This is a genomic window from Mesorhizobium sp. Root554 (assembly GCF_001427025.1).
Classification (GTDB): Bacteria; Pseudomonadota; Alphaproteobacteria; order Rhizobiales; family Rhizobiaceae; genus Mesorhizobium.
In genome coordinates, this window is the sequence record NZ_LMGA01000001.1 from 2,745,054 (window position 1) to 2,768,972 (window position 23,919).

26 protein-coding genes are annotated in these 23,919 nt (G+C 63.1%); 10 read left to right on the forward strand and 16 right to left on the reverse strand.

Going from position 1 to position 23,919, the window contains the following annotated elements:
- Positions 1-20 precede the first annotated feature (20 nt).
- The 4 genes from ASD44_RS13390 to ASD44_RS18415 are packed head-to-tail and all read right to left on the reverse strand — an operon-like array spanning position 21 to position 3,260.
- Complete coding sequence (locus ASD44_RS13390) at positions 21-1,244, reverse strand: MFS transporter (RefSeq protein ID WP_056112796.1); 1,224 nt, start codon at positions 1,242-1,244, stop codon at positions 21-23.
- Between the two features lie 48 nt (positions 1,245-1,292).
- Positions 1,293-2,012 carry a DUF6065 family protein gene (locus ASD44_RS13395; RefSeq protein ID WP_056112797.1) on the reverse strand — a complete coding sequence of 240 codons (720 nt, stop codon included), beginning with the start codon at positions 2,010-2,012 and terminating at the stop codon, positions 1,293-1,295.
- 27 nt (positions 2,013-2,039) lie between these two features.
- Positions 2,040-3,032, reverse strand: coding sequence for a hypothetical protein (locus ASD44_RS18410; RefSeq protein WP_156459848.1), 993 nt, complete (start codon positions 3,030-3,032; stop codon positions 2,040-2,042).
- Between the two features lie 60 nt (positions 3,033-3,092).
- Complete coding sequence (locus ASD44_RS18415; RefSeq protein ID WP_156459849.1) at positions 3,093-3,260, reverse strand: hypothetical protein; 168 nt, start codon at positions 3,258-3,260, stop codon at positions 3,093-3,095.
- A gap of 438 nt (positions 3,261-3,698) precedes the next feature.
- Here ASD44_RS18415 and ASD44_RS13410 point away from each other — a divergent pair, with 438 nt between their 5' ends.
- On the forward strand, positions 3,699-4,940 hold the full coding sequence (locus ASD44_RS13410) for an MFS transporter (RefSeq protein WP_056116159.1): 1,242 nt from the start codon (positions 3,699-3,701) through the stop codon (positions 4,938-4,940).
- Between the two features lie 12 nt (positions 4,941-4,952).
- On the opposite strand, the gene ASD44_RS13415 is transcribed toward ASD44_RS13410, so the two are convergent.
- The 6 genes from ASD44_RS13415 to hemC all read right to left on the reverse strand — a co-directional run bounded on the left by ASD44_RS13415 (position 4,953) and on the right by hemC (position 11,046).
- The gene (locus ASD44_RS13415) at positions 4,953-5,672 is read right to left on the reverse strand and encodes a glutamine amidotransferase (protein WP_056112806.1); all 720 of its coding nucleotides are present in this window, start codon (positions 5,670-5,672) and stop codon (positions 4,953-4,955) included.
- A gap of 19 nt (positions 5,673-5,691) precedes the next feature.
- The gene (locus tag ASD44_RS13420; RefSeq protein WP_056112808.1) at positions 5,692-6,162 is read right to left on the reverse strand and encodes a TerB family tellurite resistance protein; all 471 of its coding nucleotides are present in this window, start codon (positions 6,160-6,162) and stop codon (positions 5,692-5,694) included.
- A gap of 45 nt (positions 6,163-6,207) precedes the next feature.
- The gene (locus tag ASD44_RS13425) at positions 6,208-7,827 is read right to left on the reverse strand and encodes a heme biosynthesis protein HemY (protein WP_056112811.1); all 1,620 of its coding nucleotides are present in this window, start codon (positions 7,825-7,827) and stop codon (positions 6,208-6,210) included.
- Positions 7,828-7,832: 5 nt separating this feature from the next.
- Complete coding sequence (locus tag ASD44_RS13430) at positions 7,833-9,302, reverse strand: COG4223 family protein (RefSeq protein ID WP_056112813.1); 1,470 nt, start codon at positions 9,300-9,302, stop codon at positions 7,833-7,835.
- Positions 9,303-9,369: 67 nt separating this feature from the next.
- Entirely contained in the window at positions 9,370-10,119 is a 750-nt protein-coding gene (locus ASD44_RS13435) for a uroporphyrinogen-III synthase (protein WP_056112816.1), read from the reverse strand.
- Positions 10,120-11,046, reverse strand: coding sequence for a hydroxymethylbilane synthase (gene hemC, locus ASD44_RS13440; protein WP_056112819.1), 927 nt, complete (start codon positions 11,044-11,046; stop codon positions 10,120-10,122).
- 99 nt (positions 11,047-11,145) lie between these two features.
- Here hemC and tsaD point away from each other — a divergent pair, with 99 nt between their 5' ends.
- From tsaD to ASD44_RS13465, 5 genes are read left to right on the forward strand one after another with little or no spacing between them, the layout of a single operon-like run.
- Positions 11,146-12,231, forward strand: a complete 1,086-nt coding sequence (gene tsaD, locus ASD44_RS13445) for a tRNA (adenosine(37)-N6)-threonylcarbamoyltransferase complex transferase subunit TsaD (protein WP_200946470.1) — start codon at positions 11,146-11,148, stop codon at positions 12,229-12,231.
- Entirely contained in the window at positions 12,228-13,229 is a 1,002-nt protein-coding gene (locus ASD44_RS13450) for an NAD(P)H-dependent glycerol-3-phosphate dehydrogenase (RefSeq protein WP_056112824.1), read from the forward strand. Before tsaD ends, ASD44_RS13450 begins: the two co-directional genes overlap by 4 nt.
- A 10-nt stretch (positions 13,230-13,239) precedes the next feature.
- Entirely contained in the window at positions 13,240-13,536 is a 297-nt protein-coding gene (locus tag ASD44_RS13455; protein ID WP_056112827.1) for a YciI-like protein, read from the forward strand.
- Positions 13,537-13,558: 22 nt separating this feature from the next.
- Positions 13,559-13,984 carry an EVE domain-containing protein gene (locus ASD44_RS13460; RefSeq protein ID WP_056112830.1) on the forward strand — a complete coding sequence of 142 codons (426 nt, stop codon included), beginning with the start codon at positions 13,559-13,561 and terminating at the stop codon, positions 13,982-13,984.
- A 6-nt stretch (positions 13,985-13,990) separates the two neighbouring features.
- On the forward strand, positions 13,991-14,647 hold the full coding sequence (locus ASD44_RS13465) for a methyltransferase (RefSeq protein ID WP_056112833.1): 657 nt from the start codon (positions 13,991-13,993) through the stop codon (positions 14,645-14,647).
- A 9-nt stretch (positions 14,648-14,656) separates the two neighbouring features.
- On the opposite strand, the gene ASD44_RS13470 is transcribed toward ASD44_RS13465, so the two are convergent.
- Positions 14,657-15,187 carry a L,D-transpeptidase gene (locus ASD44_RS13470; RefSeq protein ID WP_056112835.1) on the reverse strand — a complete coding sequence of 177 codons (531 nt, stop codon included), beginning with the start codon at positions 15,185-15,187 and terminating at the stop codon, positions 14,657-14,659.
- Between the two features lie 146 nt (positions 15,188-15,333).
- Here ASD44_RS13470 and ASD44_RS13475 point away from each other — a divergent pair, with 146 nt between their 5' ends.
- Both ASD44_RS13475 and ASD44_RS13480 read left to right on the forward strand, forming a co-directional pair.
- Positions 15,334-16,017, forward strand: coding sequence for a response regulator transcription factor (locus ASD44_RS13475; protein ID WP_056112839.1), 684 nt, complete (start codon positions 15,334-15,336; stop codon positions 16,015-16,017).
- Between the two features lie 125 nt (positions 16,018-16,142).
- A complete protein-coding gene (locus tag ASD44_RS13480) occupies positions 16,143-16,598 on the forward strand; it encodes a cyclic nucleotide-binding domain-containing protein (protein WP_056112843.1) in 456 nt (151 codons plus the stop codon).
- Positions 16,599-16,694: 96 nt separating this feature from the next.
- On the opposite strand, the gene ASD44_RS13485 is transcribed toward ASD44_RS13480, so the two are convergent.
- The 5 genes from ASD44_RS13485 to ASD44_RS13505 form a co-directional block, all read right to left on the reverse strand.
- On the reverse strand, positions 16,695-17,501 hold the full coding sequence (locus ASD44_RS13485; RefSeq protein WP_056112846.1) for an exodeoxyribonuclease III: 807 nt from the start codon (positions 17,499-17,501) through the stop codon (positions 16,695-16,697).
- 168 nt (positions 17,502-17,669) lie between these two features.
- On the reverse strand, positions 17,670-18,359 hold the full coding sequence (locus ASD44_RS13490) for an outer membrane lipoprotein carrier protein LolA (RefSeq protein ID WP_056112848.1): 690 nt from the start codon (positions 18,357-18,359) through the stop codon (positions 17,670-17,672).
- Between the two features lie 137 nt (positions 18,360-18,496).
- Positions 18,497-21,160, reverse strand: coding sequence for a DNA translocase FtsK (locus ASD44_RS13495; protein ID WP_056112851.1), 2,664 nt, complete (start codon positions 21,158-21,160; stop codon positions 18,497-18,499).
- Between the two features lie 162 nt (positions 21,161-21,322).
- Entirely contained in the window at positions 21,323-22,174 is an 852-nt protein-coding gene (gene purU, locus ASD44_RS13500) for a formyltetrahydrofolate deformylase (protein ID WP_056112857.1), read from the reverse strand.
- A 111-nt stretch (positions 22,175-22,285) separates the two neighbouring features.
- On the reverse strand, positions 22,286-22,810 hold the full coding sequence (locus ASD44_RS13505; RefSeq protein WP_244478775.1) for an acyltransferase: 525 nt from the start codon (positions 22,808-22,810) through the stop codon (positions 22,286-22,288).
- 137 nt (positions 22,811-22,947) lie between these two features.
- Between ASD44_RS13505 and ASD44_RS13510 the strand changes: the two genes are divergently transcribed.
- Together ASD44_RS13510 and ASD44_RS13515 are read left to right on the forward strand one after the other, a co-directional pair.
- Entirely contained in the window at positions 22,948-23,292 is a 345-nt protein-coding gene (locus tag ASD44_RS13510) for a YciI family protein (RefSeq protein ID WP_056112860.1), read from the forward strand.
- Positions 23,292-23,909 carry an NIPSNAP family protein gene (locus tag ASD44_RS13515; RefSeq protein WP_320409843.1) on the forward strand — a complete coding sequence of 206 codons (618 nt, stop codon included), beginning with the start codon at positions 23,292-23,294 and terminating at the stop codon, positions 23,907-23,909. The genes ASD44_RS13510 and ASD44_RS13515 overlap by 1 nt, the downstream gene beginning before the upstream one ends.
- The last annotated feature ends 10 nt before the right edge of the window (positions 23,910-23,919 follow it).

Consider the following 23,919-nt stretch of genomic DNA (forward strand, 5'->3'; position numbering starts at 1 on the left):
ATGAACGGTGAACAGCCTGATCACACCGAATTGCTGAGATGGCGGTTGAAGATCGCATAAATGCCGACAACGACGGAAAGCACGCCGCACAGCAAAAGCACCAGCGGCGCGCCGAACATCCCGGAGGCCAAGCCGCCAAGACCCAGCGCAACCGGCATCGCGACCTTGAACGCCGCGCCGGTAATGCCGGTCACACGCCCCACCATGTCGGCCGGCGTCAGCTCCTGCCGCAATGTCCATACGCATACGGACAGGACAGACGAAGCGAACTGGCTGACGACCATGGCCACGAACATTGGCGTCACGCCGTAGAGGAAGCCCACCGCCTGGGCCACCCCCATCGCGACCAGCGAACCCGACAGCAGGCCGCCCATGCCGAACCGCCGCCGCAGCGCCGGCGTCACCACGCTCCCGGCGAATCCGCCAGCGCTGGCGCAGGCGACCAGCGCGCCCACCTCCGCTTCATTCAAATGCAGCCCATCGCGCGCCCAGAACAACGCGGTGAGTGCAAAAACGCCTTCCGTGGCATTGGCCAGCGCCGCCACGATGGACAGGTGCACCAGGCCTTTGTTATGCCAGAAAGCCTGCCAGCCCTGCTTGAGCGATTGCGAAAGAGGCTCGCGCATACGCGGCGGCGGCTCGACGGGATGCAGCGCCAGCAACGCAACCAACGCCGCCAGCACCAGCGCCGCCGGCACCAGGATCGCCGCCTCGAAGCTGGCGAAATAGATCAGGAAGCCGGTCATCAGCGCGCTGAGCATTTCGAATGTTCGCGCCGCCGCGCCGATGCTGGCATTGGCGCTGGTCAAAAGCGATTGCGGCAGACTGGTCTTGATCACCACGTTCTGTGCGTTGATGAACCAGTAATTGCTGGCGAAGAAGACCATGACGACCACATAGCTCAACCAGTTCATGCCGCCCATGCGCGCCAGCAGAACGTAAAGCAGCGCCAGCGCCAGCGCCTGCACCGCCACGGCCGCCAGCATCGGTAGCCGTTTCGGCAACCGGTCGATGAGCGCCCCGATCAGGAAAGCGAGAACGATGGTGGGAATGAACTGCAACGACCTGATGGCCGCCATATCCAGCGCGGAATTCGTTAGTTGATAGATGACCAGCGGCAGGCCGAGGCTGGTCATCTGAAACGCCAGGCTTATCAAGATGCTGGCCAGGTAAAGTCGTACGAAGCTGCCGTTACGCCACAACGAACTGGATTCGCCGCCCTGCGGCGTCCTCGCCTGCGTCATATTCGATCGGCCTGTACCAAATTCTCCGCCGGGTTCGGGCGAAGCCGCTTACCCGCGGTGCTTCTTTGCCTCATGTATATACGAACCCACTTTTGAACTCAGCAAGCGATCAACGCCTACCCGCCACAAATTCCAGTCTTCGTCCGTCAGAGCTTCCAGACCGTTGTGCTGTTCGAAAGGCTGGTTACGGCTTTGTTCGAAGAAAGCACGCGGCAGCGAGAAGACCTGCCCAATCGGCCGATGCCGTTTGAACGATACGGGCGCGTCCGTCTTGTGGAACCGAAGATTGACGATGATCGGCCCGCGCCACCAGTCTGTGTCGATTACTCCGTCGAACACGTCATACTCCAGCGAGCCCGGCATGTTGATCGGTGCGCGCACCCATATGGAATCCTGAGGGTCGGTCACCAGCATATAGCCGGTCCAGACCTGGATCACGCCCAGCTCCGGGAATACGTCGAGAAAAGGCGGAACACCATGGATGCCCCGCGCTTCGGCGATGGCTTCGAATTTCTCGGCATAGTTCGGGAAGGTAATCTGATCGACAAGCATCCAGTCTTCCGAATCATCGAACATGATGAAGAAGTTTCGGCCGTCCCAGTTCAGATGGAAATTAAGCGGTGGATAGACGTACCAACCGATCGAGGACGCAACATTGAGCGGCGCACAGAATTTCCGGCCGCGCAGCGGAGCGTGATCTTTGGCATCCGCAGAAGCCGACTCGATGTCGGGTGCGGGGTCATACACCTTGATGAAACGGACCGTCATTTGAACGTTTCCTGCTTTGCGTTGTGTTCAGTTCAGATTTTGGGACTCTAGAGCCGCCGTGCCGAATATATCAACTACGCCGGGCGGCAGCGATGAGAGATCTTGCGGCATCTCGGCATTCGGGTCGATCAGCGCATTCACATAACGGATCAGCACGGCGCCGGCCGGCAGATCGAACACACGTGACAGGTGATCGATCTTCTCCCAGTCGGTCTTCTCATACGCCAGCATGGCCGCGATTTCGCACAGCATCTTCGGCTTGAATCCACGCTGGCCAACCCGAATGACGCGCAGGAAACGCAGGGCCGAAATCATCATCCCCGCCGGCTGGTCGGGTATGTTTCCTTCCGGGCTCGGAACCGTGTGCGGATTGATCGCCTCGAAATCAACGACCGGCGAGTAACTGAGCGTCGGCTCGATGTTGATGATGAGAAGAACGTCCCCACCCTTCTTGACCAGGGGATAGAAATGATCCGGGAGCGCTTCCTGTGTATCGGCGTCGACATCGAACTTCACATTGCGCGCCAGCGCATAGACCTTCTCGAATGAGGTACGCCGCAGCGCCTCCTTCTTGGCCTGTTCGGTGACAGGTGCGAATTCAATATCCATGGTGACGGTCTGCTCGGCAAAGCCGTGCCTTTTGCAGATTTCCCGGAACGTTGCGACGGTGCCGCGCGGCAGAACGATATCGAGATCGGCGCGCCGTCCGAAGCAATGACCGTGGAAGAGATGCCGCTTGCCCAGGCCCTGCGTCAGCAAGGCTGGTCCGCTATCGGCAAATTCACGCAAGACAGGACCGGCAAATCGAAGCTGCTCATCCTGGATGCGATCGTAAAGGAGCTGAAATTCCTGAAATTCTTCAAGCGCCATGAAAGCGAGCGATTCGAGCTTGAATTTCTGCAGCTCTGCGACTCGCTCTCGAAAAAACAGACCCACTTTGGGGTCGAGCGGCCGACTGTTCTGGATATCGGCGGTTGCAATCAGACAGTGGCGAAGAAGACGTTGCTCATCTTCTGACACACTGACCATATCGACTCCCGGAAATGCCCGGGGACAGCAAGCTGCCCCCGGAACACCTAATTAACGCCGAACCGAACCGAGACCCGGGATGAACTTCGAACCCTGGACAGCGCCACGGGTATCGGCAACGAGAACGTTGCGACGAACCGAGCCGTTGCCGGGGATGAACTTCGAACCCAGGACAGCACCACGGGTATCGGCGACAAGTACCTTAGCAAGTTTCTTCATGGTTTTACTCCTTTGAGAAACACGAAAAAGTTATCAGCCGACGAAATTGGAGTCAATCTCAAATTCGAGACGAATTGCGGTTTTTGAAGTCGTTTTCCAAATCCGATACTTCTCTTCGATCACAATTTCTTACAACGGGACCGAGCCGCCTCGTCGACCAACTTTCAACCACCAAACTACCGATTCGTTCCGAAATAAAGCGATTTATTAAGCGGAGATGTACTCCGTTTAACTGCTGGCGCAGAAATTATAACCTACTAAATCTATCGTATTTGATCATTCTTGCCTGTCGGCTTTGGCCCGGTGATGCAACCAAAACATTGTGCCAAAAGGCCTTTCTCTAGCCACGCCCTGCCGAATCCGGCTATGGCTTTCCTGCTGGACCAGCGCCCCCGTGGAAGTTGCCCCGCCGGCTGAACGAGCACCGGGGCTATGCATATGACGCCTGACCTCACATCTTCCGACAATCGCTTTGCCGCCTTCAGCCACGCGCCGTTCGTGCGCTATTGGTCAGCGCGCTTCCTCACCACCTTCGCTGCACAGATCGTTTCGGTCGCCGTCGGCTGGCAGATGTACGATCTGACTCGCGATCCTTTCGATCTCGGGCTGGTCGGGATCGTGCAGTTCCTGCCGGCGCTTCTTCTCGTCGTCGTCACCGGCGTGGTGTCCGACCGATTCGGCCGCCGCATGGTCATGGGACTGGCCGTGCTGCTCGAAGTGCTGTGCACGCTTGCCCTGCTGGCTCTGGCATTGCATGGCGATCTGGTCACGCCGCTGCCGATTTTTCTCGTTCTGGCGGTGTTCGGCACGGCGCGCGCGTTCTTCAGCCCGGCATCCGCCTCCCTCGTCGCCAATCTCGTGCCGGCCGAGGATTTCAGCAATGCCGTCGCCTGGAACTCCTCGGCCTGGCAGATGGCGACGATTGTCGGGCCGGTGGCGGGCGGTCTGCTTTACGGCGTCTCCGCCGAAGCCGCTTACGGCACTGCAGCGGCGCTGATGATTGCCGCCGCCGCGATGATCTTTTCCATCCCGAAACCCGTGCAGCACAGTGAGACCGACAAGCCGACGCTAACGACGTTGTTTGCCGGCTTCCGCTACATCTGGGGCGAGAAGATCGTCCTTGGCGCGATATCGCTGGATCTGTTCGCCGTCCTGCTTTCGGGCGCTTCGGCGCTGCTGCCCATCTACGCGCGCGATATACTTGATCTCGGCCCCTGGGGCCTCGGACTGCTGCGCTCAGCACCTGGCGTCGGCGCCATATGCGTCGCCGTCTGGCTCGCCGGGCACCCGATCCGCGATCACGCCGGTACGGTCATGCTCATCTTTGTCGGTCTGTTCGGCGTTTTCACCGTGGTGTTCGGCCTTTCCACCATCACCTGGGTCTCGATTATGGCGCTCGCCATACTCGGCGCAACCGACATGATCAGCGTCTATGTGCGCGAGACTCTGATCCAGCTGTGGACACCCGACCACGTCCGTGGCCGGGTCAACGCCGTCAACCAGGTTTTCGTCGGCGCCTCGAACGAGCTGGGCGAATTTCGCGCCAGCACCATGGCGGCGCTGGTCGGCGCCGTGCCCGCCGTCGTTGCCGGCGGCATCGGCGCGGTGATCGTCGCCGGCCTTTGGGGCATGCTGTTCCCGCAACTGCGCAAGGTGCGCCATCTCAATGGCAGGCTGTAGGCAATCGATTTCCTATGGCCGACCGCCAACCGCCGGCTTGCCAAAAATCGTTTCGAGGAATTCGCCAAGCCAGCGCCTGAGATGCATGTCCCAGATCAACCGGTCGCCGAGATGGTCCCGGCCGGGTTGCGCCCCCGGCAGCTCGAAGCGTTGTTCGGCCCGCACCACCCAACGGTGCATCATGATGCGTGTCAGCTCCGCATGGAACTGCACGCCCCATGCGTTCTTGCCGTAGCGGAACGCCTGGTTCGGATAGGTGTCGGCCGTCGCCAGCAGAGTCGCGTCCTTCGGCAGCGAAAATCCCTCGCGGTGGAACTGGTAGACCATTTCCGGCCAGTGCATCAGATCGCGGCCGGCCTCCGTCGCCCGGATCGGATACCAGCCGATCTCCACCAGTCCCTCGCCATGACCCTCGACCTTGCCGCCCAGGTGGTTGCACAGCATCTGGGCGCCCAGGCAGATCCCGAGCAGCGGCCGGTTCTCCTTCAGCGGCACCGCCAGCCAGTCCGTTTCGCGTTTGACGAATTCCTCACCGTCATTGGCGCTCATCGGCCCGCCGAACACCACCGCGCCGGCGTGACCGTCCAGCGTTTCGGGCAGCGCATCGCCCAGCGGCGGACGGCGGACGTCAAGGTCGAAACCGCCTTCGATCAGCATGTGGCCGACACGTCCCGGGCTTGAACTTTCCTGATGCAGGACGATCAGGATTTTGGGCCGTGGTCTTGCTGGCATCGAAAGGCTGACCCTGCGATTATTCGTCTTTAGGAGCACCCGGAACATGCGCCGAAGCGCGGCGTCGCGCCTCGATGCGGTCGGCACGCTCGACGCCGATCAGTTCGGCGACGCGCCACACAATGTTGTCTTCGAGCTCGTGCAAGTCGCCATCGGCATAGACCACTTCCCACATCAGGCCGATGAAGACCCGGCGCGCGTCCATGTCGAGGTGTCGCTTGAGCACGCTGGTGAAGGCATAGAGATCGATGGCTTCATTATCGGCCTTTTCCCCAGCCGCCGCCAGCGCCTCGAGCGCATTGCCGGTCACGCCATAAGCCTGCGACAGCACATGCTTGAAGCGCTCCCATTCGGCATCCTGACGAACACCGTCGGCATTCATGACGTGGTAAAGCAGCGCTGCCGCCGCGACCTGCAATTCATCGCCGGTATCACGACGATCGCCACCGCCCGGCAAATCCTTCAGGAAAGACAATACGCGTTCGAACATACCACCGCCCATGACCTGGAGATTACCGTGGAAGCATCACAAAAATCAAAACAAACGGAAGCGGCGCGACGACTTTTCTTCCTCTTGCTCAAGAGGCTCGACACCGGGATCGTCGGGCAAACGCACCGTCTCGTCGTCCTTCTCCGGGATCGGCGGCTCGGCATCGAGTATCACGGCATCGGCGAAGGGCTCGATCCTGCCTGAATCGACATTTGCAGCCTTCTCCGTGGCCACCTTATTGTCGCCATCCGCGATCCCGGCGGCCTGTATCGGCGAAGACGCCGCGGCAGGCGCTGTCCGTACCGGTTCGGGTGGCGCCACAAGCACGGGCGGCGGCACTCCAGCCTCGTCGTCCTGTCCTTCGATCAGCCGGCCCAGCCGTTCCGGCGGCGAACGCCATTCGAAGGCATCGAGCCTGCCTGTGACCGGCGAGATCGGCGCCCAGCGTTCGGAGACGACGCCATCGGCGATCCAGGCCGGATCGCCTGGCGCCCGCACCGCACGTCCGAGATACTGCCGGACCTTGCCCTGGTTGCCGGTTTCGGCCTCCTCGATGTCGGCCAGCAGAAGATAGCCGCCCTCGCTCTGCTGCATCCGCAGCGCCGCCTCGGCTTCGTGCCGGGCGGTGGCGAAATCCTGCGCATCGAGCGCCGCTCGCGCCACAGCCAGCGACGACTGCGGATTGTTCTTCTTCATCTCCTGCAGTTTCCTTGCCCGGCCAAGCCGGTCGAGGACCGCATCGCCCGGACGCGCATGGGTATAGAGGTCGGCGATATCGGGGTGCGGTTCGGCCCGCCACGCCGTTTCCAGGATTTTCGAACCCTTGCGAACATCGTTGCCCCGGAACAGCGCCTTGGCTGCAACGACCGCCGCTGGTGCGAAATTCGGCTGCAGCCGGTTGGCTTCCACCGCTGCTGTCTTCGCGGCAGCCGGATCGCTATCGAGCAGCGCCTCGGCCTTGGCGGTCAACAGCACGGCGCGGCGACGGTTGGCGGCATCGCGGTCGATCTGCCTGGTCGATTTCTGGGCGTCGATCAGCTTCAGCGCACCATCCCAGTCGCCACGCTGGACGAGATCTTCGATGGTCGATTCCGCTGCCCAGGCAAGCTGCGGCGCCGAAGCGGCGGCGCGCCCGGCATAGTGCCGCGCGGCGTTGCGGTCGCCTAGCCTTTCAGCTTCGAGATACAACCCGCGCAGCCCCAGCAGGCGCATTTCCGGATCGTCCAGCATCGCCTCGAACTTGGCGCGTGCGCCCTCGTGGTCACCCTCCAGCAGGGAAGCCTGCGCGTCGAGTAGCTGGATCAGCGGTTCCTGGTCGGAGCGGATAAGCTTGGCGGCTTCCTTGTTCTTCTTGCGCGCCAGCGCGCCGTCGCCGGCTCCCGCCGCGATCATCCCGGTCGACAGAGCCTGGTAGCCGCGATCGCGCTGCCGCACGCGAAAGTGCCGCGCGATGGCGTAAGGACTATTCCAGATCGATTTCACCAGCCACCAGGCGATCATCACCGCCGCGACGATGGCGACCACCGCCACCGCCGCCACCATCAGGCTGACCTGATACTGGTAGCCGTTGAAGGTGACGACCATGTCGCCCGGCCGGTCGGCCAGCCAGGCAAAGCCGAGGCCGAGCGCGAAGACGACGAGAAGGAAGATGAGGATACGGATCATCTAGGTCACGCCTTCATCGCGCTGGAAACCAGAGCGTCGATCTGCTTTTCGACTTCGATCCGCGCTTTGAGCTTGGCGGCGAATTCCGCGCCAGCTGTCTTGGCGGCTTCCGGCAGCGTGTCATATTCGGCCAGTGCCTTGGCATAGTCGCCCTGCGCGACCGCAACCTCCATACGCGCGACGGTTTCCGGTACGCCCTCTCCTGCAACCGCGCCGACCGGACGCACCTTGACCAGCGACTCGGCGCTTGTCATCAGCCGGGCGAAAACCCCGGCGTCCTCGCTGACCGGCACATCGGCGGCGACCATCGCGGTCGCGGCGGCGTCGGCTTGCGTGGCGATTTCGGCGCGCGTCGGCACGCCCTTTTCCGCAAAAGCGCGCAACGGGGCGATCTCCGGCGCATTCGGCAGGATCGCCGCGAACGTATCCAGCTCTGCGGCGAAGGGAGCGCCCCGATCGAGCGCCGCCTTCAGCGCCGATGCGGCTATGGCGAGTGCGACCTTCGGCTGCGACGCCTGCGCATCGACCTTGGACGAAAGCTGCGAGACGGATTGTTCAAGCGCCGCGAGCCGTCCCTCCTGGGTGGTCGCCGCTTCGCCGGCCGACTTCACCAGCGCGTCGAGTGCAGCGATCTTCTCGTTGACCGGGCCGAGATCAACCGGAGCCGCATTGCCCTGCTGCCGAAGTGCCGCCACCGCCGCTTCGACCTCTGCGACCTTGCCACCAAGTGCAGAAAGGCCGGTTTCGCCGCCGCCTTGGCCAACTTCCGTTTTCAAAGTCGCCAGATCGGCCTTCACCTGATCGAGCGCAGAGGCAAGGCTGCTCACCTGTGCCGTGCCATCGTCGTTGGCGGACGCCGCGCGCAAATCGGCCACCTGGCTCTTCAGCGATGATATCTCGCCGTTGACACCCTCGAGCGAGACGCCATTGCCCGGCGCTCCCAGAACGCCGGCAAACTGCAGCGCACCCGCGCCCGCCAGTGCAATCACGGCGCCGATCAACCCGGCTCCAATACTACCCATGCCGCTACGCTTCGGTTCGACGTTGGTCATAGAGTCTCCTGCCCGCTGGTCCTGACGTTTGTCATTTCCATAAGCTCGATCGCCGATACGCCTGTCTTCAGCCGGCCTGTCCTGACTCCGCTCATCTTCCGCCAGCCGATCTTCGTCTGCCGGCTTTTCGCCTTTGCCGGACTCGGGCTCTTCCTTGAGCCCATAGTCGACGTTTTGGCCGCTTTCGCTGCCGGGTGCCTCATCGACGCCGTCCCAGGGTTCGAACCCGGTCACGCCGGGCTGTTCCGGAGACTTGTCGGCTGGCCGCGAGGCATTCGCGGTCTGCTCGGTCCGCGCTTCGGGATTGGGCTGGACCTCCGGCGCGGGATCGTCCTGGACCCGCGAAACCTGTCCGGGATCGAGATCGATCGTCACTGGCTCCCGATGGCTCTTCGAGTGCCGCACCTTCGGTGTCTTGACCATGCTTCGGCTCCGCAATTCGTTTCGTTGACCGCCGAACGGCGCTGAGTCTCCTTGGGTCTACCACACCTCAAAGCCGTGAAAAGGGGCGGTGTGATGACGCGGCTCCGTCTCTCCGCTCCAGCAGCGCCAGCAAATCCTCCTCACGCGGCGTCCCGGCGACACGAACTCCATCGCCGGAGGGCCCATATGCCAAGGCGATGCGGGCCGAAAGCGCCAAAACCTCCGCTGCCGCGAACAGCCGGTTCAGCGCAGGTCTCGCGGTCAATTCACCCGCCGCAGCTGCCGCTGTGGCGGAATAGAGCAGGACGGCCTCGACCTTTTCGCCACTCAAGGCCGCAGCCACGTCTTCGCTGGAATAATCCACTGCCATTGTGTCATAGGTTTCAATCGGCTGGACATGAACGCCGGCCCTGTCGAGACGTTCCTCGAACCCGGCAAACCGGACGCGGCCGCACAGATAGGCGACTGATTTGCCGGCCAATGTGGTGGCAAGCTGATCTGCCAGCGCCCCGGCATCGCCCGGACCTTCCGTCACCGACAGGAATCCCGCCTTGCGCGTCGCTTCCGCCGTCCGGCGCCCGACCGCATGGCAGGGGACGTATTTCAGCAACTCCAGCAGAGCAGCCGATGCGTGGCGGATTGCATTGGCGCTGGTGACGACAACCGCATCGGCATGATTGGCCATTATTTCCGGATCAACGGCCAGCGGCGCCGTCTTCGAAAGCGGCAGTGAAACCGGCTCAAGGCCCATTTCCCGCAGCCGCGCAGCGGTCCGGCTTGCGCCCGGCTCCGGCCGCGTCACCAGCACGCGCCGCATTCAGCTCCATCCCTCGAAAAAATGCTTTCCGGCCTGGCTTCTGACGTCCAGTCCCGCCTGCGTGCCGATATTCGCGGCCTCGCTGGCCGGACCTTCCAGTCTCACATCGTGTGCTTCGGTGCCGTCGGGCAGGATAACGAGGCCGTTGAAAATCAGACGCCCGCCCTCCACCGCTGCATAGCCGGCGATCGGCGTACGGCAGGAACCGTCGAGCGTCGCCAGAAAGGCCCGCTCACAGGCCAGCGCCTGCCCTGTCGGAATATCGTGGATCGGGACAAGCATTCGCGCCGCCTTCATGTCGCCGATACGGCTTTCGATGCCGATGGCGCCCTGCCCAGGCGCCGGCGGAAAAGCGTCGAGCGGCATCAAGTCGGTGGCAACATGCTCCAGCCCGAGCCGCTTCAGCCCCGCCAGCGCCAGAATGGTGCCGCCGGCGACACCCTCTTCCAGCTTGCGCAGGCGTGTCTGCACATTGCCGCGGAACATCACCACATCGAGGTCGGGGCGCATACGGCGGATCAGCGCCTGCCGCCGCAGCGACGACGAGCCCACCTTGGCGCCGTGCGGCATATCCGCGATGGTCGCAGCCTGGCTGCCGACGAAGGCGTCGCGCGCATCCTCGCGCGGCAGGAAGGCCGAAAGCTCCAGTCCATCGGGCAGCACGGTCGGCATGTCCTTTGACGAATGCACCGCAATATCGATACGGCCGGCGATCAGCGCCTCCTCGATCTCCTTGGTGAACAGCCCCTTGCCGCCGGCATCCGAAAGCGGCCGGTCCTGGATACGGTCGCCGCTGGTGGAGATGACGGCGATTTCGAAAACGTCTTCGGGAAGGTCGTGCGCAGCCATCAGGCGGGCTCGCGTCTCCCGCGCCTGCGCCAGCGCCAGCGGGCTGCCTCGCGTTCCGATTTTCAAGATAGTTTGCATGGCGCGCGGTCCGTGATAACCCCCGGGCAGGCAGTGCTGCCGGCCTTCTCCTAGCGGGGAAAGCGCGGGCCGGCAACGTTCGAGGCAGGCGACGAATTGATCCGGGTGCTCGGCATAGAAACCAGTTGCGACGAGACGGCGGCCAGCGTCGTCGCGCTGGAGGCTGGCCACGCGCCTGAAATCCTCTCCAACATCGTGCTCAGCCAGATCGAGGAACACGCGGCCTTCGGCGGCGTCGTGCCGGAAATTGCCGCGCGTGCCCATGTCGAGGCGCTGGATGGCATCGTCGAGGCCGCGCTGGCCGATTCCGGCGCCTCGCTCGCCGAGATAGACGCCATCGCCGCCACAGCGGGGCCGGGTCTCGTCGGCGGACTGATCGTCGGGCTGATGACCGCCAAGGCAATTGCCGCAGCCGCAGGCAAACCGCTCATCGCCATCAATCATCTGGAAGGCCACGCGCTCACCGCGCGACTGACCGACGGGCTCGAATTTCCCTATCTCCTGCTGCTGGTTTCCGGCGGCCACACCCAGATCGTTGCCGTGCGCGGCGTCGGTGACTACCAGCGCTGGGCCACCACCATCGACGATGCGCTCGGCGAAGCCTTCGACAAGACCGCCAAGATGCTCGGCCTGCCCTATCCGGGCGGCCCCAATGTCGAGAAAGCAGCCCTGAACGGCAATGCAAGCCGCTTCGATTTCCCGCGCCCGATGAAGGGCTCGGCGCAACCGGATTTCTCCTTTTCCGGTCTGAAGACCGCCGTGCGCCAGGCTGCCACCGCCATCGCCCCGTTGAGCGAGCAGGATGTCGCCGACATCTGCGCCTCGTTCCAGGCCGCCGTGGCCGATGCGCTCGGCAACCGCGTATCGCGCGCGCAAGAGCGGTTCCGGCGCGAGTTTCCGGACATCGACGCGCCGGTGCTTGTCGTTGCTGGCGGCGTCGCCGCCAATCTGGAGATCAAGACAAAGCTCGACGATCTGTGCCGGCGTTCCGGCTTCCGCTTTCTCGCGCCGCCGATGAAACTTTGCACCGACAACGCCGCCATGATCGCCTGGGCCGGCATAGAGCGGCTTCGCGCCGGCTTTGAGCAGGAGGACGCGTTCGGCTTCGTACCGCGCTCGCGCTGGCCGCTGGACAGCGTCTCGGCGCCGGTCGTCGGTTCGGGCCGGCGGGGGGCCAAGGCATGAGCGGCGAAGAGAGCCGGAAATGGCGCGTGGCCGTGCTCGGCGGCGGCGCCTGGGGCACGGCGCTGGCGCTGGCAATGCTACGCGCCGGCCAATCCGTCGCCCTCTGGGCGCGCGATGCCGAGACCGTCACGGCGATCCAGCGCGGCGAGAACCCGCGTTACCTGCCCGGCATAGCCATCGAGCCCGGCATTGAAGCCACGTCTGACATGGATGAGGCGCTGGCCGGCGCCGACTGCGTGCTGGCAGTAACGCCGGCGCAGTCGCTGCGCGCCGTGCTGATGCAGGCGAAGCCGTATATGCAGGCCGGCGCGCCACTGGTGCTGTGCGCCAAGGGCATTGAGCGCGACACCGGTGCGCTTTTGTCGGCCATTGTCGTTGAATGCCTGCCCGGCAGTCCGGTCGCGGCGCTGTCGGGACCAAGCTTCGCCGCCGATGTCGCCCGTGGCCTGCCGACCGCGGTTGTTGTCGCCGCCCGCGACGAACAGCTTGCGGCGGAACTGGCCGGCCGGTTCTCGGCACAGAACCTGCGTTGTTATTCGAGCGACGATCTGACCGGCGTCGAGATCGGCGGCGCTTTGAAGAACGTCTTCGCCATCGCCGCCGGGGCGGTCACCGGCGCTGGGCTCGGCGCCAGCGCCCAAGCCGCCATGGTGACGCGCGGCTTCGTCGAACTGCGGCGCATCGGCGCCGCCTTCGGCGCGAAACCGGAAACGCTGATGGGCCTGTCCGGCCTTGGCGACCTGCTGCTGACTTGCTCCTCGGTGCAATCACGCAATTTCGCCTACGGGTTGGCATTGGGTCGCGGCGAATCGCTTGCGGGACGGCCCTTGGCGGAAGGCGTGCCCACTACCGCGATCGCCGCGCGCATCGCTGCCGAGCGCGCCATCGACGCGCCGATCATCGCCGCGGTCGCCGCCATACTCGACGGCGCCATCACCATCCGCGAAGCGGTCGGCGCGCTGATGACACGCCCGCTGAAGAACGAAGCCGACCTTTAACGGAGAGACCATGCTTTTTGCATTCATTTGCCAGGACAAGCCCGGAGCGCTGCAGGTGCGCATGGATACGCGGCCCGATCACGTCGCCTTCCTGAACGGGTTGAACGAAAACGGCAAGCTGGCCTTCGCAGGTCCCTTTCTTGACGCCGACGGCAAGCCGAATGGCACCCTCGCCGTGATCGAGGCGCCGGACCGGGCGGCGGCCGAGGCGCTGGCCGCGCAGGACCCTTACGCCAAGGCCGGCCTGTTCCAGAGCGTCGAGATCCGGCCGTGGAGCTGGGTCTTCAACAAGCCAGCCGAAGCCTGAACTCTACGTCCGAGGGAAACACATGAATTACTGGCTCTTCAAATCCGAACCGTCCGTCTTCTCCTTCGACGCGCTGAAAGCCAAGGGCAAGGACGGCACGCAATGGGACGGCGTGCGCAACTACGCCGCGCGCAACAATATGAAGGCGATGGCCGTCGGCGATCTCGGCTTCTTCTACCACTCCAATGAGGGCCTCGACATCGTCGGTATCGCCGAGGTCTGTGCGCCGGCTCACCAGGATACCACGACGGAAGATCCGCGCTGGGAGTGCGTCGATATCCGCGCCGTGCGCGAGGTGCCAAATCCCCCCACGCTGGAAGAAGTCAAGGCCAATCCGAAGTTGAAAGAGATGGCGCTGGTTCGCCTCGGCAGGCTTTCAGTTCAGCCGGTGACGCCGGCGGAGTGGAAGGAAGTCTGCCGCATGGGCGGCCTCGATCCGGCCCCGTAACGCCGGATGGGGACGCTGACGCCAGCAACCGCCGAACGCTTCATTCTCGACAACACCGCGCTTATCGCTCCACCGCATGTGCCGGAAATCATTCTGCATCTGGCCGACGAGGCGCATGATCTGTGGCAGCGGACGGAAGAGGAACTCGCCGAAATCGGCCTGCCGCCGCCCTTCTGGGCCTTCGCCTGGGCGGGTGGTCAGGGGCTTGCCCGCTATATCCTCGACCATCCGGAAACGGTTCGCGGCAGACGTGTGCTGGATTTCGCGTCCGGTTCCGGGTTGGTCGCCATCGCCGCCGCCAAGGCCGGCGCGGCTCATATGATCGCGGCCGACATCGATCCGTTCTGCGAAACGGCGGTCCGGCTGAACAGCCGCGCCAACGGCGTGGATATCCTGTTCGAAGCCGCCGATTGCGTTGGCATAGACAAGGGCTGGGACGTCGTCCTTGCTGGCGACGTCTTCTACGAACAACCGTTCGCCGAGCGTCTGATGCCGTGGTTCGTAGCCCTGCGCCGTCGTGGCGCGCTGGTTCTGGTCGGCGATCCGGGCCGCGCCTACCTTCCCAAACAGGGGCTGGAAAAGCTCGCCGCCTATGAGGTGCCGGTCACTCGGGCGCTCGAGGACGCCGAGGTCAAGCGCACGACCGTCTGGCGGATTGACTAGCCGGTCGCCTCAGCGCACCACCTTCAGCACCGTGCGGCTGGAAAGCAGTGGCAAGAGCCGGCGCATCGTCTGCGCCGTCACCGCCACGCAGCCCTGCGTTGGCGTGAAGCCCTCGCGGGCCAGATGGAAGAAGATGGCGCTGCCGCAGCCGCGTCGCCTTGGCCTGATGTTCCAGTCGAGCACCAGGCAGGCATCGTAGAGCCGATCGTCGCGCCGCATCCGCTCATGGCTTGCGCCATAAGGTATCTCGACCGGCCGGTTGTAGTTGCGGTCGTCCGGCACCTCGCACCAGCCGAGCTTCGGTCCTATCGGCGCCATGCGAAGCCGTGTGCGCCGTGCGCCGGCGAAATGATCGTCGCGGAAATAGCCCGACACCAGCCGCATCGCCGCCAGCGGCGTCGCCCCGTCACCCTCCCGCTTGTTGGCCGAAATGCCGCCGCGCCCCAGCGCACAGCGGAAAGTGAGGCTGCCGGCCTGCAGAAGCCCCTGGCTCTGGTTGCCGGGACGGGCGCGCACGACGAGACAGGACAGGCCGCGCAAATTGTCTCCGTTGCGCTGCGCTTTTTTCGGATATGATCGTCTCAAAGGAACAAATCGCCGCAATTGTCTGTTGTTGCGATCAGCTTCCGCATAAACGGACGGCGGTCAACAGATTCGATATCGATTTCAGAACAATGGATTGATCAATGACTTCACGCACCATCCTGATCGTTGACGACGACGACGACCTGCGAAACATCCTCGTTGAGCAATTGTCGCTCTGCGAGGAATTCGACGTGCTCCAGGAAGCCACCGCCGGAAAAGGCATCACCGCCGCGAGATCTGGCATGATTGACCTGCTCATCATGGATGTCGGACTGCCGGACCTCGACGGTCGCGAAGCGGTCAAGATGCTGCGCAAGGGCGGCTATAAGGCCCCCATCATCATGCTGACCGGCCACGACACCGATTCCGACACCATTCTCGGACTGGAAGCCGGCGCCAATGACTACGTCACCAAGCCGTTCCGCTTTGCCGTGCTCCTGGCCCGCATCCGCGCCCAGCTGCGTCAGCACGAGCAGAGCGAGGACGCAACGTTCTCGGTCGGCCCCTACACGTTCAAGCCGAGCCAGAAGCTGCTGATCGATGCACGCGGCGGCAAGGTGCGGCTGACCGAAAAGGAAGCCTCCATCATCAAATATCTCTATCGCGCCGAACAGAAGGTAGTGACGCGCGACGTGCTGCTGGAAGAGGTGTGGGGCTACAATTCCGGCGTAACCACTCACACATTGGAAACCCATGTCTATCGTCTCCGCCAGAAGATCGAGCGCGATCCCTCCAACGCAGAGATCCTGGTGACCGAAAGTGGCGGTTACAAACTGGTTCCTTAGTGGCCTAACGGGATCGTGGCGATTCTGTTAAATGGCCTGCATTGTTAATAAATTTGCTGTCCAATTGCGATTCGGGGCGCGGGATCGCAAGGAGGGTTCGACCTGAGGGTCCGGGGACGTAACTGATGGCGCTGGATGACGACATTCGCATCCTGTCGACCGTGGGACTTTTCGAGGGTTTCGCGGACGAACAGTTGCGCCTGCTCGCCTTCGGCGCCGAAAACACGCGCCTGCCCGCCGACCGTAAACTCTATCGAGAGGACGACGAGGCCGATTCAGCCTATGTCGTCGTCAGCGGCCGCATCGTGCTGTATCGCGAGACAGATGGCGAGCGCATCGTCATCGGCAACGCCGAACCCGGCGCTATCCTCGGCGAACTGGCGCTGATCGCCGACACCAGGCGCCTGACAAGCGCCTCGGCCGAGACGGATTCGGAAGTGCTGCGGCTAAATCGCAAGATGTTTCGCCGCATCCTCGAGGAATATCCCGACCTTGCCATCCAGCTTCACCACCGCATCGCCGAAGAATTGCATGCCCTTGTCGCCCGCATCGAGGAACTGGCGCCGCGCTTCGCTGGGTGAGAGCCCGGTTTGCCAAAGGCAAATTGAAAGCTCCGGTGGAGCTTTCAAGGGCTGGAACGCCCGAGGTTCCCCGAGGGCCGGGCGGTCGACCGAGCCTCAATCCAGATCGAACGATGCGATTACCGGCACATGGTCCGAGGGGCGGTCCCAGCCACGCGCATCCCGCAGGATCTCGTAGCCGCGGAACGCCGGCACCAGGCTGCCTGACGACCAGACATGATCGAGCCGACGGCCCCTGTTCGAGGCCTGCCAGTCCTGGGCGCGGTAGCTCCACCAGGTGTAAAGCTTCCGGTCGTCGGGCACATTGTGACGCATCAAATCCACCCACCTGCCAGCCTTGCGCATCGCCTCGAAATTCTCCGTCTCGACCGGCGTATGGCTCACGACGTTCAAAAGCTGCTTGTGCGACCAGACATCATGCTCGAGCGGCGCGATGTTCAAGTCACCGACGAGGATCGAACCCGAATTCTCGTCGGGCTCGGCAGGCACCGCGTTCATCTCAGCGACGAAGTCGAGCTTGTGTTTGAATTTCCAGTTGATGGCCGGGTTGGGCTCGTCACCGCCGGCCGGGACATAGAAATTGTGCAGCAGGATCGACCGGCCGCCGGCCTGGAAGCGCACCGAGACGTGTCGACTGTCCTCGATCTCGCAGAAGCGGCGCTTCTCCACCATCTCGATCGGCCGCCGCGCCACAGTGGCGACGCCGTGGTAGCCCTTCTGCCCGTGGATGGCGATGTGCTCGTAGCCCAAACGGCGAAAAGCCTCGGCCGGAAACAGATCGTCCGGGCACTTCGTTTCCTGCAGGCACAAAATATCCGGCGCCTTCTCCCGCAGCAGCCTTTCGACGATCGGCATGCGCAGGCGGACGGAGTTTATGTTCCAGGTGGCGACGGTGAGGGGCATGGGTGTCGGTCGGTCCTGGTCCGGTTGGGCGATACAATCGCCGGCCGGAAGATATCTGACGATGGAAGCGGCTGATTGCGTAGCCGGACCTTGCCAGCCGCGCGGGCTTTAAACAAGTAAGGCCGCGCATGAAGCTCGGCCTCAAATGATTTCCGCAGCTCTGGCGGTTTAGCGCTGGCTGGGCTTGAAGGTCTGGCGTCGGGTTTTTTCGTAGTCGATCTTGAACGTGTCGGCGGCGAAATTGACGCCCTGCTTGACGTTGAAGATCATCACCGTGGTGTCCTTGCCCTGAGCGTCGGTGATGGTCCACTGGCGCAGTTCGTAGGACGACGGATCGAACATCAGGGTGATCTTGGAACTGCCGAACACGCTCTTGTCGGCGAGCTGGATCGTCGTCAGGTCGTTCTCCTGCTTGATACCCGTCACTCGTCCGCCGGACAGATCGATGTTGTTGTCGAGCAGCAGTTTCAGTGGCGTCTTGGAAAGCGGATAAAGGTCGGTCGTCTTCAGCCGCTGGTTCAGCACCGCAACCGACTGTCCGTCCGAAACGACGCGGAAATTGGAGGCGCCCTCGTAGTTGAAGCGGATTTTGCCCGGCCGTTCGAGGAAGAACTTGCCGCCCGTCTGTTCGCCCTTCGGGCCGAACTGAACGAATTCGCCGCTCATCGACTTCACCGCCGAGAAATGGTCGGCGATCTTCTGTGCCGCCTCAGGAACCGCTGCCTGCGCGCTCGCCATCAGGCGGAAGCCGGGCGCGAGATTGAGCGCCGCGGCGCCGGCGAAGACCAAGCCGAAACCGAGCATCTGGCGACGGGTCGGCGCAAAGCCTGCGGTCGATTTTGCGGAAATGTCTTTCATGCCTGTCACTTTCGTTCGATGGTCGGTCCCGACAACCTGTCCCACCAGTGGGGCTTAAATTTGGCGCATCCTAAACACTTGAGGACGCCACGAAGTTCCTCGCTCCCCCTCGAAGCAGCAGACCCGATCGGCCAGGCCTAGAATTTGTCATCCTCGGTCGGCACCAGGATTTCTCGCTTGCCGGCGTGGTTGGCGGCGCCGACGATGCCTTCCTTCTCCATCTTCTCGATGATGGAGGCGGCGCGGTTGTAGCCGATGCCGAGGCGGCGCTGGATGTAGCTGGTCGACGCCTTGCCGTCGCGCAGCACCACGGCCACCGCCTGATCGTAGGGATCGTCGGAATCCTCGAAATTGCTGTTGCCCGAACCGCCGCCGCCCCGTCCGGAAGGCTCGTCGTCATCCTCGTCGTCGTCTTCTGTAATGGCGTCGAGATATTCCGGCACGCCCTGCAGCTTCAGATGCGCGACGATCTTTTCCACCTCGTCATCGGCCACGAAGGGACCATGCACGCGCTGGATGCGGCCGCCACCGGCCATGTAGAGCATGTCGCCCATGCCAAGCAGCTGTTCGGCGCCCTGCTCGCCCAGAATGGTGCGACTGTCGATCTTCGACGTGACCTGGAAGGAAATGCGGGTCGGGAAATTGGCCTTGATCGTGCCGGTGATGACATCGACCGACGGCCGCTGCGTTGCCATGATGACGTGGATGCCGGCCGCGCGCGCCATCTGCGCCAAGCGCTGAACCGCGCCTTCGATGTCCTTGCCGGCGACCATCATCAGGTCGGCCATCTCGTCGATGATGACGACGATGTAGGGCATAGGCTCGAGATCGAGATTTTCGGTCTCGTAGATCGCCTCGCCGGTCTGGCGGTCGAAACCTGTCTGCACCGTGCGCGAGATCTTCTCGCCCTTCTTCTCGGCTTGGCTGACGCGGGCGTTGAAGCCGTCGATATTGCGCACGCCGACCTTGGACATCTTGCGGTAGCGGTCTTCCATCTCCCGCACCGTCCATTTGAGCGCCACGACAGCCTTCTTCGGATCGGTGACGACGGGCGTCAGCAGATGCGGGATGCCGTCATAGACCGACAGTTCCAGCATTTTCGGGTCGATCATGATCAGCCGGCATTCCTCCGGCTTGAGCCGGTAGAGCAGCGACAGGATCATGGTGTTGATGGCGACCGATTTGCCGGAGCCGGTGGTGCCGGCGACGAGAACGTGCGGCATCTTGGCGATATCGACGATCACCGCCTCGCCATTGATCGTCTTGCCGAGCGCCAGCGCCAGCTTGGCCTTGGTCTGCTCGAAATCGCGGCTGGCGAGGATCTCGCGCAGATAGACCGTTTCGCGCCGCGCATTCGGCAACTCGATGCCGATGGCGTTGCGGCCGGGAACAACCGCGACACGGCAGGCAATGGCGCTCATCGAACGGGCGATGTCGTCAGCCAGACCGATGACGCGCGAGGACTTGATGCCCGGAGCCGGCTCCAATTCGTAGAGCGTGACGACCGGGCCGGGACGGACGGCAATGATCTCGCCCTTGACGCCGAAATCCTCCAGCACGCCTTCCAGCAACCGCGCGTTCTGTTCCAGCGCGTCCTTGGACAGGCTGGCGTCACGCACGACATTTTTCGGTTCGGCCAGGAAATGCAGCGACGGCATTTCGAACTTGTTCGAGGCGATGAGGGATGTCTGCGCTTCCCGCTGGACGCGCGCGCCGGGAGCTGGCCGTGGCGCAGGCGCTTCGACGCGGGTTGCGGCGTCGGAGCGGAAGTTGCGGACTTGCGCCGTCGAACCGGCATAAGCCTGTCCATCGGTGGCTGGCGCAAAGTCGATTTCGTCTTCGTCCTCTTCTTCCGGATAGAATTCGGCGTCCTCCGCATGGACGGCCGTCCCCCGGTCGTTGACCAGCGAGGCAAAGAATTCCGGTTCGACACGGGCACGTCCGTTCGAGCTGAAGCGCGCCTCGGCCAGTTCGGCCGATTCGACCCGTTCGGCCGCCCGGCGCCAGCCGCTGGAGCGAGGCTCCATCGGCGGTTCGAAGTCCTCATGCGCCTGCAGGCGCGCCGCGCGCCTGCGTAGATAGGCGCGGAACGACAGCCACCAGTGGGTGATCGCCCCAAGCGCCAGAATGCCTTCGCCGTCGTCGTCCTCCTCGGCCTCGAACAAAACCGAATCATTGTCGACAGGTTCCGGCCTCGCTTCCGGCTCCATCGGAGCGAAGCCGTTGCGGCGCGAGATCAGCGCCGAGCCATAGACGAACAGCCAGAGCGCCGGAGCGGCGAAGATCACCGCCAGCACAGTGGCCAGCAGGCCGGTCGGGTAGCCGCCGGCAAATGCGCCGGGAACGTTGAGGACCATGTCGCCGAAAACGCCGCCCAGCCCAGTGGGCAGCGGCCAAGTCTTGGGCGGAACGACGCAGCCGGCGATGGCCGCCGCGAGCATCGCATAGCCGAACCATGCCAGCCCCCGTTTCGGCAGCTTATCGACGCCGCGAGCCGTGAACAGCAAAATGCCCCAGATAACCGCGGGCACCAGCGCCGCAACGGCCGAAAGTCCGAAGAACTGCATGGCGATGTCGGAGAAGACCGCGCCAGCGTAGCCCATGGCATTGGTCACGACATTGTCGGTGGCGTGGCTGAAGCTAGGATCGGCAACGTTCCAGGTAGCGAGGCTGGCAACCGCGAAAATCACGCCCAGAAGCATGCCGACGCCGGCGAGACGCCCCGCCTGGCGGCGCGCGAATGCCTGCAGGCCATGGCCGGTATCGGCCAGCGCTAGCGGTGCGGTACCCCCTGAACGCATAATCTTCCCCATTGACTGTGCCTGAGCGGATGGCGCGCATCGCTGCGGCCAGCCGGCGGATTCGGTCTCCAGACTAGCCACCCGAAGGTTAAGGCTGCATTAACCATGGAGAATTTGGCCGTCATCGGCGCCGGTTTTGAACCGCCGGCTACCCGTGATCGTTCAGGTAAAGACGATGGTCTTGTTGCCGCTCAGCATGACGCGGTTTTCCAGATGCAGCTTGACGGCACGGGCAAGCACCCGCGATTCGATATCGCGGCCGGCGGCGACATAGTCTTCGGCGCTCATGGCGTGATTCACCCGCTCCGTTTCCTGCTCGATGATCGGGCCCTCGTCGAGATCCGGCGTCACGTAATGCGCGGTCGCACCGATCAGTTTGACGCCGCGATTATAGGCTTGGTGGTAGGGCTTGGCGCCCTTGAAGCTCGGCAGAAAAGAGTGATGGATGTTGATGATCCGCCCGTAGAGCCGGCGGGAAAAATCGTCCGACAGCACCTGCATGTAGCGGGCGAGGATAACGAGTTCGGGATTCGTATCGTGAACGAGTTGCCATAGACGCGCCTCCTGTTCGATCTTGTTTTCCTTCGTCACCGCCCAGTGATGGTAGGGAACGCCAGCGTCCTCGGCCTCCTTCCGGCTGTCCGGGTGATTGGAAACGATCGCCACGACGTTGGCGTGAAGCCAGCCGACGCGGATTTGATAAAGCAGGTGGAGCATGGCGTGGTCGAACCTGGACACCATGATGATGATCCTGGGGCTTACCGCGGTATCAGTGACATGGGCGTCGATGTCGAAGCGCTGAATGACCGGGCGGAGCGTGAGTTCGATTTCCCTTTGTGGCTTTCCGCGGGAATCGAGCGCGATCCTCATGAAGAACCGGTTGGTCTGCTGATCCCAGAACTGGCTGCTCTCGACGATATTGATGCCGATCCCGGCGAGCGCCGTGGCAACGGCCGCGACGATGCCTGGCTGATCGTCGCACGACAGGTTCAGAATATGGGAAGGACTGATCATGAGGAAGCCGCCGGGGAAAAGAGTGCGGGGTATGTAGCGGCGATCGTAGACGGGGCGCAACCGTCTTCGAAGGTTCTTTTGACGCATGATCCCTGACAATGGATAGCTGCCCTAACCGCGTCTCTTGATCATGCGCGCCGGTACGCCGGCATAGACTCCATAGGGCTCGGTCCTGCCCCTGACGACTGCGCCGGCGGCGATGACGCAACCCTTCGCTATATGCGCGCCGTCAAGGACGGTGACATGAGCGCCGATCCAGACATCGTCTTCGATGGTGACCCCGATCTGATCCAGCCCCTGTTTGGCGATAGGACGCGACAGATCGCCAAAACGGTGATTGGACGGCACGATGACGACATGCGCGGCAATGCGAACCCAGTTGCCGATGGTAAGGCCGCCATGGCCGTAGAGGACAGAATAGGGATTGATGGTGCAATCGTCGCCGATGACGATGGGGCCGCCTTCGGCCAGCAGCATGGCGCGGCGACCGACAGTGGTGCGGCTGCCGATGCGGATCGAGCCGCCCTTTCTGGCGCTCAGCAGCGCCTGGCTCTCGACTTTCGACCCCGCACCGAACGAAATGTCGCCTCCGAGAATGGAATAATATAGCGCCCTGAGCCTGGTTCTGGAAATCACTGTCTCATCTCGAACATCAGGACCCGAAATCCGGACATAAAGGTCTCCACGGTCATTACAGCTAGAACCGAATGGCACCTTATCAACTCCCCTCAACGCCGAGTAGCTTGACCGCAAACCCTGGACGGGAGGTTCCGATGGCTTTTTACGTGGTCACCATGTCCCACCCTGATGGGCCGGAATGGAATCGGCATGTGCTGGAGCATGTCGAATACCTGCTCGACCTGATTGATGATGGAAGGTTGAAAGCCTCCGGGCCGCTCAAGGGAACGAAACTGCGGTCGGGCTTCCTGATCTTCAAAGCCGATAGTCGCGCCGAGGTCGAAGAGATGGTCGCGGGCGATCCGTTTTCGCGCGAGGGACTGATCGAGGAACTTTCCATCGAGGAATGGGACCCCTACTTCGGCGCTTTCTCCGCCGAATCCAGCCGGAAGCTGCTGCCCGATCTGGCAGTGCTCGGCAAACGCCTCGGCTTCGACTGATGATGCTGTACGAACTCGCCACTCTGTCCGGTCCGCTGCTGCGGCTCGATGAGCTTTCCGACGCGGCGCGAAGCTGGGTCGACGACGCCGATGCGGCGGGCCGGTTATTGGGAATGTGGCGATCCGACATCGGCACACTCGGACAGGTGTTTGTGCTGCGGGGGTTCGAAATCGAAGAAGATCAGCGCCGGGAACGCCAGCGCGCCTTGTTCAGCACCAATCCGTTCAACGCCAACGCGGTCTGCACCGCGCTCAGCATGGAGACCTATGCGCCGTTTCCATTCCTGCCGCCGGTGCGGCCGCGCAGTTACGGCGGCCTGTTCGAGTTCAGGACCTATCATTTGAAGCCTGGCGGCCTGCCCGCCACGCTGGCCGGATGGAAAGACGTGATCGAGCCGGCGAAGCGCTACACCGACCATCTGGTGGTCAACATGTATGCCCTGGATGGCCCTCCCAGGATCACGCACATATGGGGCTTTTCGAGCCTCGACGAACGTCGAACGCTGCGGGCCGAGCACTATGCCGCCAGGCTATGGCCGCCAAAGGGCGGGCCCGAGCAGATCGCCAGCGCAAGCTCGACCATCGCCATTGCAGAGCGCGATTCCCCGCTCGGGTGATTTCACCCGG